Source organism: Kovacikia sp. CALU 1929 (assembly GCF_056784235.1).
Window position 1 is genome coordinate 1 of sequence record NZ_JBXBCF010000058.1, and the last position, 13,571, is coordinate 13,571.

The 13,571-nt window shown below is 48.8% G+C and carries 12 protein-coding genes; 7 read left to right on the forward strand and 5 right to left on the reverse strand.

All coding sequences use genetic code 11. The features are described from left to right. Positions 1-354: 354 nt before the first annotated feature. A complete protein-coding gene (locus AC1S52_RS07230) occupies positions 355-1,212 on the reverse strand; it encodes a hypothetical protein (protein WP_482028348.1) in 858 nt (285 codons plus the stop codon). Between the two features lie 114 nt (positions 1,213-1,326). After that, positions 1,327-1,908 (reverse strand): hypothetical protein, encoded by a 582-nt coding sequence (locus tag AC1S52_RS07235; RefSeq protein ID WP_482028349.1) that lies wholly within the window; start codon positions 1,906-1,908, stop codon positions 1,327-1,329. A 238-nt stretch (positions 1,909-2,146) separates the two neighbouring features. Between AC1S52_RS07235 and AC1S52_RS07240 the strand changes: the two genes are divergently transcribed. After that, positions 2,147-2,338, forward strand: coding sequence for a hypothetical protein (locus tag AC1S52_RS07240; RefSeq protein ID WP_482028350.1), 192 nt, complete (start codon positions 2,147-2,149; stop codon positions 2,336-2,338). A gap of 73 nt (positions 2,339-2,411) precedes the next feature. Beyond that, the gene (gene truB / locus AC1S52_RS07245; RefSeq protein WP_482028351.1) at positions 2,412-3,341 is read left to right on the forward strand and encodes a tRNA pseudouridine(55) synthase TruB; all 930 of its coding nucleotides are present in this window, start codon (positions 2,412-2,414) and stop codon (positions 3,339-3,341) included. Position 3,342: 1 nt separating this feature from the next. On the opposite strand, the gene ebsA is transcribed toward truB, so the two are convergent. After that, the gene (gene ebsA, locus AC1S52_RS07250) at positions 3,343-3,720 is read right to left on the reverse strand and encodes a type IV pilus biogenesis protein EbsA (RefSeq protein WP_482028352.1); all 378 of its coding nucleotides are present in this window, start codon (positions 3,718-3,720) and stop codon (positions 3,343-3,345) included. A gap of 238 nt (positions 3,721-3,958) precedes the next feature. On the opposite strand from ebsA, the gene AC1S52_RS07255 reads away from it, so the two are divergent. The 3 genes from AC1S52_RS07255 to AC1S52_RS07265 all read left to right on the forward strand — a co-directional run bounded on the left by AC1S52_RS07255 (position 3,959) and on the right by AC1S52_RS07265 (position 7,154). After that, positions 3,959-4,942, forward strand: coding sequence for a radical SAM protein (locus tag AC1S52_RS07255; RefSeq protein ID WP_482028353.1), 984 nt, complete (start codon positions 3,959-3,961; stop codon positions 4,940-4,942). Further along, on the forward strand, positions 4,887-6,362 hold the full coding sequence (locus tag AC1S52_RS07260) for a glycosyltransferase family 2 protein (RefSeq protein WP_482028354.1): 1,476 nt from the start codon (positions 4,887-4,889) through the stop codon (positions 6,360-6,362). The genes AC1S52_RS07255 and AC1S52_RS07260 overlap by 56 nt, the downstream gene beginning before the upstream one ends. A gap of 294 nt (positions 6,363-6,656) precedes the next feature. Further along, the gene (locus tag AC1S52_RS07265) at positions 6,657-7,154 is read left to right on the forward strand and encodes a single-stranded DNA-binding protein (protein WP_482028355.1); all 498 of its coding nucleotides are present in this window, start codon (positions 6,657-6,659) and stop codon (positions 7,152-7,154) included. Between the two features lie 141 nt (positions 7,155-7,295). Here the strand turns inward: AC1S52_RS07265 and AC1S52_RS07270 are convergent, their stop codons facing one another. Both AC1S52_RS07270 and AC1S52_RS07275 read right to left on the reverse strand, forming a co-directional pair. Continuing rightward, complete coding sequence (locus AC1S52_RS07270; protein WP_482028356.1) at positions 7,296-9,218, reverse strand: M48 family metallopeptidase; 1,923 nt, start codon at positions 9,216-9,218, stop codon at positions 7,296-7,298. Between the two features lie 141 nt (positions 9,219-9,359). Continuing rightward, positions 9,360-9,950 (reverse strand): LemA family protein, encoded by a 591-nt coding sequence (locus tag AC1S52_RS07275; RefSeq protein ID WP_482028357.1) that lies wholly within the window; start codon positions 9,948-9,950, stop codon positions 9,360-9,362. Positions 9,951-10,618: 668 nt separating this feature from the next. Here AC1S52_RS07275 and AC1S52_RS07280 point away from each other — a divergent pair. Together AC1S52_RS07280 and AC1S52_RS07285 are read left to right on the forward strand one after the other, a co-directional pair. Beyond that, a complete protein-coding gene (locus AC1S52_RS07280; RefSeq protein ID WP_482028358.1) occupies positions 10,619-12,484 on the forward strand; it encodes a caspase family protein in 1,866 nt (621 codons plus the stop codon). 123 nt (positions 12,485-12,607) lie between these two features. Further along, positions 12,608-13,063: a TM2 domain-containing protein gene (locus tag AC1S52_RS07285; RefSeq protein WP_482028359.1), complete on the forward strand. Its 456-nt coding sequence runs from the start codon at positions 12,608-12,610 to the stop codon at positions 13,061-13,063. Positions 13,064-13,571 lie beyond the last annotated feature (508 nt).

Sequence of the window (13,571 nt, forward strand, 5' to 3'; positions counted from 1 at the left end):
GAGTACGATATTCTTTGAGCAACTCGTCAATGAGTTCCGGTCGAAAGGTCATAGTTTAGTGCCTTTGTTCATTAGTTCATTAGATCTTGTTTTTTGACCTTTGACACAAACTAATTTACAGTCTCTTTCAATTCATACAACTATTCAGCACCACCCTCAATGAAGCCTTAGCTGTGCAGTGTGTTGGAATCGGTCACGATCGCTGCTCCTAACCATTCTGATAAAGTCCCTAGAAGAATTATCGCCATCTTATCCTTTTTGCAACTATTCAAGTTCAAGCGATCTATTTCACAAGCAGGCTAACGGTTTCACTCACCGGACGAGTAATCACTGCTACTAACCAACAGGTAAACTTCATTCCGGTGCAATGGAATTGTTAGCTAGCATTTTACCTTCAAATTTCTCTAACAAGCCACGGAGAAGGTCAGGAGAATTTAATCGCTCTGCAATCTCTATTGTCGTTTGTAATGAATCGAGATCACTGTATTGCTTTAAGAGATTTACCTTACTCTCATATGGTAGACGAGATTTGAATACAGCCCATTGAATTGTAGAAGAACTGTCATTATTTATAGCCTCTGGCAAATCCTTTTCGATTAGTATTGCAATCAACTCAGAACGTCTATCTGCCAACCCATCTTTGGATAAAACTTGCTCTGCCCAATTTTTGATTTGAGGATGGGAGCACGGGTACAGCAATAACCGATTAACAATATGTATTGACTTTGATTGATTGCTAATCAACCAATTAATCGCTTCATCACTAAGTTCCTTATCTTTAATAATAGAACTTACGCACCACTGAACACCCTCTCTTCCGGAAAATATAAAGTGCTTGTAGATTTCGAATAATTTGGCAACTGTTCCTTCTGGCAATTCATGATTTTCAGGAAGATTCTTGACTAGATTCCGCAAAACCTTAAGGCAATCAAGCGTCCTAAATCTTTGTGTCTTTTGAACTGCCGTCAAAATTAGATCTGCTATGCATTCAACAGCTTTATCACTACTTTTAACTTGCTTGAGTGCACGCCTGCATTGATAGACATCTCTTATGCTTTTAATCAAATTGAATAAATTTTCAGGCTCATATTTAAGTAGATGCTCTTTCAAATTAGTAATTGCCCAAGCTAGATCTTTAGGTATTTCTATTTTAGGATTTATTGTTCGGCTGCTTATTATAGCCACTTTACCTCCAGATTTTTGTCTAGCCAACGATTAAGCTCACCCGCATTCGGAAGCGTAGGGAGCCTGTGACTGAAGCTGTAGGGTGTCGGTGTAGAGAGCCTTGTTGTGTCGTTGTTGTATCCAGTTGTTAGTATTAGATGTTCATGCGCTTGGTGATTCCTCCTGAGTCATCCGAATCGCCTCAGCCCAAACGTTGGCATTCTGCGATGTAGCGTCATGAAGACTGAGTCCAGCATGTTTTGCAAAATCTTCTAACACGACAACTGGGTCTGTGCTTGGAGGACTTGACTGCGACCTCGCCAATTCTGTTCGCAATGCACAGAACAACTCAATTTGAAGAAAAGCATTTGCATCATCTTCAGTGACTTCAGCACGTAAAGTATGTGCGATTCTATTCCGGATGCTGTTTAGCCGACGGATTCCTGGAAGCAAGTAGTCTGTACTACTATCCCCATTAGCAGCTAAAGTTACTTTCTGGGAAAAAGATACACGAGCATCGTCAAGCGAGCCAAGCCCTGAGTTTCTCGCCTGAATGTACTTTGTCAAGAAGTGTTCAACGAACAGATGAGATGCTAAAACCCGACCAATTGTGGTAGTGTCTTGCTCCCAACAGGTTGCAGTGTAGTGGAAGTCAGCATCGAGCTTTTGCTGTGCCTCTGCATGACCACCCATCAGTCGTATTACGTGGTCTACAACCTTCTCTGGATCTACTAAACGAGTCATTGCTTATCAATTTTACAACAGGAGTAATAGTGTATGAAAGATAATGTGCATATCTGTAAGCTTCGCGCGACGGCACAACTATTAAATCATTGGATTCTTTCCTGATAATACCCTCACTGAGAGGATTATCAGGACGTTTTCCATATATCTTCAAAAATCGAGCATTATCAGGATTCTTCCCGTATAAGACCCTGCTAACGCTGTAATCATTGCTTTCCTTGATTCCCCCCATCAACTTGTGGTCAGAGATACCAAAGGCAATGAAAGTCGAGTGACGATGCTGCCGAATGCTCTGATTGACTCGTTGAAGTCGCACTTGCAGGCAGTAAAGCGATCGCATCAACAGGACTTGAGGCAAGGATTTGGCTCGGTATATCTCTCATTTGCCCGGAAAGGATTGTCTATGAGATCGGGCGATCGCCCCGCATAGGATCGGTTTGCCAGTTAGAGTCAGTCGTTGCTGAGTATGATGGATAAGCTTCTCATACCTCTCATCCCTGATCGTGCAAGGCTTCCTAAACCTGAACAAACCCCCTGGTTTCACCTCCCATGACTGTGTTGCCAAAGTACGCCGATTGCTGAATTTAAAGCGAGTGGGGCACGCAGGAACCTTAGATCCGGCTGCAACCGGGGTTTTGCCGATCGCTCTGGGGCGAGCAACTCGACTGCTACAATTTTTACCTCAGGACAAGGCTTACCAGGCAACTATCCGGTTTGGCATCAGTACCACAACAGACGATCTGGAAGGAGAAATTTTACTCGCCCAACCAATCTCCGATCTGACATTAGAGAACATTCAAGCCTCCCTCGATCAATTTCGGGGAGTCATTCAGCAGGTGCCGCCCAATTACAGCGCAGTGCAGATGCAGGGCAAACGATTGTATGACCTGGCACGTAAAGGCGAAACCATTGTTGCTCAGGCTCGCACTGTGGAAGTTTTTAGCCTGGAGGTGTTGGACTGGCGACCGGGGGAATTTCCTGAAGTGGACCTGGCGATCGCCTGTGGTGCGGGTACCTATATTCGAGCGATCGCCCGTGATCTGGGTAAATTACTCCAAACGGGAGGCACACTGGCTGTCCTGCTGCGGAGCATGAGTAGTGGGTTTAACCTGGCAAATAGTTTGACCCTGGAAGAACTGGAAACCCAAACTCAAGCGGGAACATTCCAGCCAATTCCACCAGATGCGCCCTTAAACCATTTGCCCGTCATCTCCCTGGAAGCCTCCATTGCCCATCGCTGGTGTCAGGGGCAGAAAATCGGACTGGATCAGGCAAGCTTACCTCTCAGGGATACAGAACCTTTAACCGCTTCCTCATCTTCTAGTTTGCGAGTTCACCATGAAAATGGCAGCTTTCTTGGCATTGGGCAACTCGGAGAGAACGAAACTGGCACCGTTCTTGTGCCTCAGGTCGTGTTTGAGAGTGCTGGGTAGATTAATCGTCTAGCCGCAGAAGTTTGCGGTAGAAGCCCTGGGAAAAATCTGCTAAACGGGCACGCTTGAAATTCATGATGACCTCGATCAGAAAATCGACAAACTCAAAGTTTGCCAGCATGAGTTCATAGCTAAGGTCAGGTTCGCTATCGAACTGAATGCGACAGCGGGTTAAGTCAGCCGGAAGAGTTGAAACATTCCAGGTCGCAACGAAGGGAATGCTCTCACCACCCTCAATCTTGCGCTGACCCTCTAAAGCGCCTTTCTGATAAAGGCTAATTGCCAGAGGCAGAAGCGATCGCTTGGCTGCTTGAGGATAGTAAGGAACGTAAACACCTACCTGGTTGCTGGGGGCAGGTTGAAGTTGGTCAATTGCCATGCTGAATCTTCTTAGGTATCCATTGAGTTGGAAGTTTACCAGTGCCGCTTTATAGCTCTACCGAAGTATTCCCCGAATTTTAGCCATAGTAAACGATGTGGGGAAAATTTGGGGCTATAAAGTTGGGTACCCGACTCTTAGCCCCACCCCAATTCTCGACTGATTTCGCAAAAAGTGCTTGTGTTGAGTTGCGCTAAGACTTATTGTGTTCCTTAACAGAAACTTCACAGTTTTATCTATGGCACCTCTGGTTGCAAACTACTACCTCACCTACCGATGCAATGCCCGGTGTCACTTTTGTGATATATGGGCACTGGAACCGAAAAAGGAAGCGGATTTTGAAACGATTTGCCAAAATTTGACGGATCTGAAACGGATTGGTGTCAAGTACGTTGATTTTACTGGTGGAGAACCCCTATTACGGACGGATGCGGCGCAGATCTATACAGAAGCCAAGCGCCAGGGTTTCTACACCAGCATGACAACCAACACCATCCTGTACCCCAACCGTGCCAAAGAGATGCAGGGGCTGATCGATTTTCTTAATTTCTCTCTGGATGGTGCTGATGCGGAAACCCACGACCAGTCAAGGGGGGTAAAGATTTTCGATACGCTGGTGGAATCTGTAAAAATTGCCCTTTCCCTGGGGGAATTTCCAGTTTTAAACCATACGGTGACTGCCCAGAATTTTAACCGGATTCATGAAGTTGCCGAATTGGGTCAACAATTGGGGGTCAGGGTATGGCTGAACCCGGCATTTACAGCCCACAGCAATTACAATTCCAAAAAGAATCCGACCCCAGATATGGTGCTGGCGATCGAGGCAGCCGCCAGAACCTACAACAATGTTGGCTACAATAAAGCTGCACTAGAATTTATCAGAGATGGGGGGAACGATATTAACAATCCTCGCTGTAAGGCGGTTGATGCGGTGATTGCGATTTCGCCCCATGATGAACTGTTGCTGCCCTGCTATCACTTTGCTCAAACGGGAGTTCCCATTAATGGTCGTCTTTATGAGCTGTATAAACAGTCTGAGGTGGTAGAGGATTATCGCCAATCTCAGGGCAAGCTATCTGTGTGTGAAGGATGCACCGTTTGGTGCTACCTGATTCCAAGTTTCTTTAAAGGTTTAGACAAGTATTGGTTCTTAAATCAAGTATCCTATGCCGGAGAGTTCCTGGCCCGAAAACGATTCTTACAACGAGCTAGAATCGCTTAGCTCGCTGCTTGCCGATCTGGCTCTGTCTGAGTCAGACAGTCCACCTGGCAAACCTGTTAAACGCGATCGCCGCAGGCGCAAAGCTGCGGCTGTGCTGGTTATGGTTTGGAGCGGCACCATCGCTCTACACCTGGTTACCTGGGGTTATTGGGTTGTGCTGGGGTTGACAGCGGTTCTGGGCATTCATGCGGTTCGCTTTTTGTTTGCTCGTCCGGGTGTACAGCCAGAGCCGTTATCGCAAGAGGAGTTGGCAACCGCTCCTCTGGTTTCGATTATGGTGGCAGCTAAGAATGAAGAGGCTGTAATTGGTCGGTTGGTGCAAACACTATGTAATCTGGACTATCCATCCAGCCGTTATGAGGTCTGGATTATTGACGATCACAGCACCGATCAAACCCCTGTACTGCTGAATCAACTAACGGAACAATATGCGCAACTGCGGGTGTTTCGCCGCTCTGCCACGGCGGCGGGCGGTAAATCGGGGGCACTTAATCAAGTTCTTCCCTTGGCGAAGGGAGAAGTGATCGCTGTTTTTGATGCCGACGCTCAGGTGCCAGCGGATATTCTACGGCGGGTGTTACCTCTGTTTGAGCGCCAGTGTGTCGGTGCTGTCCAGGTGCGTAAGGCAATTTCCAATGTTTCCAGCAATGGCTGGATTCGGGGTCAGGTGGCTGAGATGGCACTGGATTCCTTTTTGCAGCAGCAACGGATTGCGATCGGAGGAACCGGGGAGTTGCGGGGGAATGGTCAGTTTGTCCGACGGCTGGCTTTAGAGCAGTGCGGTGGTTGGAACGAGGAAACCATCACCGACGATCTGGATTTGACTTTCCGGCTGCATCTGAATCGGTGGGACATCGATTTCATGTTGGTTCCAGCTGTGAATGAAGAAGGGGTGACGCGGGCAATCGCCCTCTGGCATCAACGTAACCGCTGGGCTGAAGGAGGCTACCAACGCTATTTGGACTACTGGCAGCCGATTCTGCGAAATCGGATGGGTTCGCTGAAAACTTTGGATTTGCTAGTTTTTTGGGTGATTCAGTATTTGATGCCAACGGCAATGGTACCCGATCTGCTGATGGCAGTTCTACGGAATCGTCCTATGCTGATGACTCCGCTTTCAACGATTACCCTGCCTGTATTTATTTACGGCATGGTGGCGGGGTTACGGCGAATTCGCACAACTCAAATTGCCCGCTCTACTGAGGTGATTGAGACTGATTTATCCTCTAACAGCCCGCTCCAACCTGACCAATCCGGGGCTATGTTCAGGAGCTTGTTCCAGGCAATTCATGGTTTTATTTACATGTTTCACTGGCTACCCATTGTCGCCAGCATGACCACCCGGATTTCGTTTCGCCCCAAGCGCCTGAGATGGGTAAAGACTGTCCATCAGGGAGTCACCGATCTGGTTGCAGAGTGAGGGAAAGATGAGGGGGTGGGGAGAGTTGAGAGTTAAGAGTTAAGAGCGGTAATTAGGTATTGGGTTGTTGTTTGTCATCGGTCATTAGTCAATTGTTCTTTGTAGCCTGTAAATCAATAGGCATTGACCACTGACTATTGACCACTGACCCTACTCTGCAGGAACGCCACAAGCAATACTCTCTAACACCTCTCCCCTTCTGACACCTGCTATTTTTGCTAAAATTACAAAAAACTCAAGCACTTTCTAGAACGTAATTACTACTTTTTTGTTCATTCCTACCACTGATCGCTAATGAATAGCTGCATATTAATGGCTGAGATTATCCAGGCTCCGGAGCTGCGCTACACTTCCGAGAATCAAACGCCAATCACTGAAATGCTGGTACAGTTTCCTGGTTCCCGCCCAGAAGACCCACTTGCCACACTCAAGGTTGTGGGGTGGGGGAATCTGGCGCAGGAGATTCAGGAAAAATATCGGTTGGGCGATCGCGTCGTGATTGAAGGTCGCCTGGGGATGAACACCATCGACCGTCCCGAAGGTTTCAAGGAAAAACGGGCGGAACTCACTGCTCAGCGCATCTATATTGTGGGAGCCGATACGCCTCTAGAAGCCTCTCCAATGGCTACCGTTTCCAGCTCAGCCAGCCAACCAAGCAACCCACCAACCAGTCAGTCAGCCAGCCCTCGATCGAATTCACCCTCCACACCAACGGCTAAATCCCCAGCGGCAAAGTTCCAGCCCCAGCCAGAATCTGCGGCTGAACCAGACTTTGATGATATTCCGTTTTAGTGGATTTCTATTCGGGGTGTGGATGGGAAAGAATTGAGAGTTAAGAGTTTTGAATAGTTGGCAATTGTCGCCTGTTTGGATTGACCCTCTAACAACTAAAAACCAAAAACTAAAACCCCCTCACTCCTGATTCTCTTACGCCTAAGTAACATTGCCCAAAAAAGGAGGAAGGGGACAGTCGAGAGCGATCGCGATCGCTCGCATCAGTTCGGCTTCCTGAATGGTGACTTCGTTGTCCAGAAGTACGGTGTGGGCACAAGCATCGACAATGGCTTGCTTTAGTTTGGGAGAGGCTAGGGTTAGACGCTCCAGGCTGAGTTGCAGGTCTCTAAAGTTGCAGGTGGGGGGTGCCTCTGGCATGGATTGCTGGCTGACTCCGGGAAGTCGATAAACCCCTGAGCGGAAGGCGTAGTTAATGGCATCCTGCCCTGTTTGACCCACCTGCGCCAGGGCTGATAGCAGCAATAGACAGTCTGCCCAGACCTGTCCCAGAGTAGTGTACTGCATCTTTTGATCGACTTTGGGATTGATGCAGGGCTGCAAGCGATGCCAGAGGACAGAACGTAGTGTAAATTCTGAAAGAGACCAGCGCCCATCGGCTCCTGCCAATCCATGAATGCACTTGAACAAACGCTTACAGTCATCGGCGGAACCCTGCCGCAGGGCTGGCACCGTCAGGTCGAGCAAAGGGAGGCGGGCTTTTGCATCCAGGGCATCAATACTGCCAGCCAGGTGCAGCATTTTGTTGACGAGGTCGGCTGGCTCCACCTGACGCAGCCATTCCAACTGCTGTTTGCGAACTTGGGAATTTTGAGTGTCGAGCAGTAGTCCATAGACGATCGCGATCGCACCCTGCCTTTCCCGAATTCCCTGTTGCAAAGCCTCCGGCAGTTGGCTAACCAGCGCATGGGCATAGGCGTAGTGAGCAGGGGAAACCGTTCCGACCTGGTTGATCACTTGGGCGGGATTGACTTTGAGAGTAGGTCCGGTTGCGGGTGGAGCAGTGTCCGCTCCAGCAAATCCTGCGACGAGCGAATCCCCAGCCAGGGAGTAGGAACTGCCTTCAGAACGGGCAACCTGTACTTGAGCCGTAGACTTGCCACGAAACGCATCCAGGCGATTAATCCGTTCATCCAGGGGAGGATGGGTAGCAAACAGGTTGCCAAAGAAATCAAATCGAAGCGCACTACCAAAGAAGAGGTGACTGTTCTCCTCAGCGTAGGGAGATCGCACGAGAGACCGATGGTGATGGGTGGCAATTTTACGCAAAGCATTCCCAATCCCCGCTGGGTTACGGGTAAACTGCACCGCGGAGGCATCCGCCAAAAACTCCCGCTGGCGGGATACAGCAGATTTAATCACACGCCCGAAAAATAGCCCCACACTACCAATCACAATCAGCGCCAGTCCAAACAGGACAACTCCATTCCCTTCGCGATCGCGGCTACCCCCACTCGACTGGACGGCAATTCGACCCAGAATATAAATCAGCAGAATTCCATTCAAAACCCCAACCAGGCGCAGGTTGAGCCGCATATCGCCATTCAAAATATGGCTAAACTCATGCCCAATTACCCCCTGAAGCTCATCCCGATTCAGGGTTTCGATGCAGCCACGGGTAACACCAATCACCGCATCATTAGACGTGAAGCCAGCCGCAAAAGCGTTAATCCCCTCCTCCCCATCCATGACATAAACCGCAGGCACCGAGATGCCAGAGGCGATCGCCATTTCCTCCACTACATTCAGCAGTTGATACTCTGCCGGGTCAGTCGTATCGGGGGTCACCAATCGCCCGCCCATTTCCTGAGCAATCAATCCACCGCCACGACTCAACACCGCCAGCTTATACAGACTGCCACAGACAATCAATACCAGGGTTGGAATGGCGACCAGAATAAACATCTCTGGCTGCCAGAGTCTACCCCAGGCAGTGACACCTCTTGTCCCAAACAGCACAACCCCATAAAGCATCAGAATGATACAGAAGACTGAAAGGGCAAATAGCCCTACCAACCATTTGGTATTTTGACGTGCCTGGTCTTGATGCTCAAAAAAGTTCATAGTGCAAGGAAAAGGGGTAGATAGTCAGAAGGTAGGTGTTAGGTTCGAGGTGTCAGGTGATCAGTCGCCTAAAACTCAAAACTCTTTCCCATCCCCCTATCCCCCTACCAAACCAATGGGTGCTGAACCTGCACCGTATGTTCATGAGAATGATACTCTTGGAGCCTGTCTGACTTCGGGAGCGGCTTCTTCTAAAAGATCTGCGGGGGCAAAGTTGAACTGACTGGCAATCAGGTTACTGGGAAAAACTTCGCGCCTGGTGTTGTAGAGGGTGACGGCATCATTAAATGCCTGACGGGCGAAGGCAACTTTGTTTTCGGTCGAAGTCAACTCTTCCATCAGCCGCCCCATGGTCTGGTCTGCCTTAAGGTCGGGATATGCCTCTGCAACCACCATCAGCCGATCTAAAGCGCCAGTCAGAGCAACCTCTGCGGCTCCTAACTGCTGCATTGCCTGGGGGTCACCGGGAGACTGGGCGGCTCTGCGGCTGGCGTTAATAGCTGAATTTCTGGCAGAGATCACGGCTTCCAGGGTTTCTCGCTCGTGCTTCATATACCCCTTTGCTGTTTCCACCAGATTGGGAATCAGGTCGTAGCGACGCTGAAGCTGAACATCGATCTGGCTGAAGGCGTTTTTGTAGCGGTTACGAAGGGTAACAAGGCTGTTGTAGTCCTTCACCACGATAACAACCACAATCAGCACCAGCATGACGAGAAAGATAAAAGCTCCCATGTTCCTCAGTCCTAGAGTTTTGAAATGGATTGACATCGCTGCTTTTCTGATAGCTAGTGTTCCCATTAGGAACAAGGAACCAACGGGAACAAGTCACCTTTGCGTTGAGTAAAAATGCTTAAAGGAGTTGGATTACTAGAAGATTCAGCCGGCATTGGCGAGAATTAGAGCTATTTACTTCTCGGACAACGTCATCACTCCAAAACAAGAACAAGCGCTCAAAGCACATCTTCAAGCCATTGCCAAAATTCTCTATGAGGACAGTGCCCCCCTGCAATGCAAACCGAGAGTTTTAGTGAGCATGAACCCCAGAACCCTAACCTCCTGCTACCCACTAATCACTAGTACAGGATGGGATAAATCTGTCTACCATTCCTAACACCTAAAATTTCGCACCTAAAACCTCTACAATAGCCCGTTTACTTACGCCATAGACTACTAGCTAACTAACAACTCCTGGCTCTCACTTCCCCTAAATCTTTTCTTATTTTTAATTTGTTGCCATGATGGAGTTGTTGGGGCACTTTGTCTACAGAGAGCAATGCGAGATCAGAATTTCAGTGAGCTAAAGGAGTGGGTTCACTGAATCTTTGGACAAAAGATGGAGACAGTACGAGACAGCAATAAGCAGAGCTTTTGAAACTACTGTAGAAATTGGGGCATCTGTGATGAAACGATGGGCAATTGCGATCGGGATTAATCAGTACCATCTCTTTCAGCCCTTGAGCTTTGCTCAGCAAGATGCTCAGGCAATCCAAAATTTTTGGGTGAATGAGGCTGGTTTTTCACCCGATCAATGCCTACTACTAACGGATGTTTCCCTGCCCTTGTGGGGTAAGCCTACCTATCCTGGGCGTGAAGTGATTCAGGGTTGGCTGGATTGGCTGTGCCAGCACTCGATTCAGCCGGGAGATTCGCTCTGGGTGTTTTTCAGTGGCTACGGGGTTCAGATTCAGGGGCGAGACTATTTGGTGCCCATTGATGCTAACCCTGCCAATCTTGAGGCAACCTCTATTCCAGTGGAAGCAATTTTTAACCGTTTGAAGCTGTCTCAGGCAGAGTCAGTTCTGGTGCTGCTGGATATGAGCCGCAGTCAGAGCAGTTTGCCCAATGAAGCGGTGGGCAGTCAGACGGCTGAACTGGCGAAGTACTTTGGGATTCCCACTGTCCTATCCTGCTTGCCGGGACAGTTTTCCCATGAATCTTCAACTTTAAAGCAGGGATTTTTTACAGCCGCCCTACTGGAAGGGTTCCGTTCTCACCCGTTTATAACCCTGACCGGGCTTGAGCAATTTTTGAGCGATCGCTTGACTGAATTGAGCTATCAAAACTGGCGACCTGTCCAGCGATCGCTGTTGGTTAGTCCCACCGAAACATTGGGTCAAATGGTGTTGCCTCCCCTGGGTGCACCAACCGTCGGCTGGAGCTTTACCAACTCACAAACGAATGCCTTGCAACAACAGGTTCCAGAAACATCCTTAACCCCTTCTGGTACCGCGGCCCCTGACCAGCGAACTATCCTGACCAATATTTCAACTCCCCACCTAGACCCTAACCTCAATTTCAATCGCAGCCTGGGGCAGAAATCGGTTGATCCAGCAGCGCAGGCTGTCGATAATCCGCTCCAGAGCACTGGAGATTCAGCCCCATTTGCTTCTGAAGCAACCCCAGAAGGTGAGAGTGGGGCAACTGATGTGGATGAAATCCCTGGGCGATCGCCCCTATTTTGGGGAGGGGTGACAGCGGCTTCTCTACTGCTTATTACAGGGGTTTGCTCACGACACTGGGTATCTATGACTCAGGGGGCTGCCCAAAGGTCTTCGGTGACTATTGCCACTGGTTCTGGAATTCCCTCCAATGGCGGCTCTCAAACCCAGGGCACATCCCAGAGTCAACCAGCGGCGGCTAGTTTGCGGGCTTCTACAGGACAGCCAACCATCGTTGCCAGTGCCCCTTCGTTAGCAACAAACGCCATAGCCTCTCCATTGGGGGCTGCTCCGGCTTCAGGCACGGGAAGTGCGGGGAGTGGCAGGCAGGCTCCGGGTGCTTCCATGTCTGCGGTTCAATCACCCGCTGTATCAAATGGGATGACGGCTCAATCAGGTCTTTCCTCGACCCAACGCCTGGGCAAGGGAGTGGCTGTGACAGTGCCCGGTAGTAACCCAGCGTTGTACCAGTCTCCGTTAGACATCGCCAGGTCTAGGGTAAGCAAAGTCGTTAATAGTGATCAGGCTTCGCCCTATTGGTATGCCATTCAGGAAGCCCGTAAGATCGCGCCAGAGGATCCAGACTACCCGCAGGCTCAGCAAGCGATCGCAGAATGGAGTGAAAGTATTTTTGCGATCGCCAATCGTCGCGCTGACCAGAGAAAGTTTGAAACAGCCATTATGGCGGTGGCACTGGTGCCCGAAAATCAACCAATTTCCGCTAAAGCTGAACAAGCACTGGATCGCTGGTGCTTTTCCCTGGTTGATCAGCCGATTAGAAATCGCCCGCTGAGACGGCAGGCAAATACAACCTGTCAGCAGTTGTAGGGGATTGTACGGTAAACCCCATTCAATTTTCGGTTTTCCACTCAGGAACCCACTGAGCCAAGGTTGGATCTATAAGCCTGTTCCTTTAGGTCTCATGGGGGTTACAAAATGAATCGGAATGGCATGTCCTATCTGCTTTGGCTGTCGATTTTTCTGGGTGTAGGAGGGTTGCATCGTTTCTACAACGGCAAAATGTTGTCGGGATTCCTCTGGCTCATCACAGGCGGGCTATTTGGCATTGGTCAAGTCATTGACCTGTTTCTCATTCCCGACATGGTGGATGAGCATAACCTGAAGCGAATGAAGCGATTGGGTTATGCCGGATATGTGGAACCTGGTGTATCACGAGTGGTCAATGTGCCAGAACCAAAGCTGAATACGGAGTCACTGGATGTCAAACTACTCAAAGCTGCCCAGGCTCGGAAAGGCAAAATCTCAGTTACTCAAGGAGTGGTGGATACTGGGGCAGGTTTTTCAGTGGTTGAGTCAACCTTGTTGGGAATGGCAAAGAAAGGCCACGTGGACATCCAAAACGACCCTAAAACGGGGGCAGTGGTATACGTCTTTCCTGGGCTTTAAGGGTCAGAACAGGTTCAATCTCCCGGTTGTCTTCAGACCGGGAGATTGGTTTGTGTAGCCAGTAATTTTGCGTGACCCGTCATAGCGATTAGGGTGAAAAGAGATGTAAACCTTACTAATTTAGAAACCTGTGTTTTCCTTGGAAAAATTTTCAGTTCTCAACTTCGATGAGGTTTAATCTGGGCTTAAACCTGCTGTTGGTCGCCCAAATTCTATGAATACTGCTGTACGAGCGCCTGATACATAAGCTTAATCACTTCAAGTAAAGAACTTAACAATAAATTTATATAAAAGCCTCTTTTGCTTAAAGGTTTTCTAAAGAAAGTGGATAGATAATCAGTAAAAAAATTTGTCGGATATACTTCGGAAAGTTTTATTTCATCTACTTTCTAAGAGACATTTGTTAGCCAGGAAGGGATTTGAGACATGCTCTTCCAAGCTTTAAACCAACAGAATCAAGCAGCCAGAATAGATCAAACAGACAGTTAAATGGCTACTTTTGCAGAGC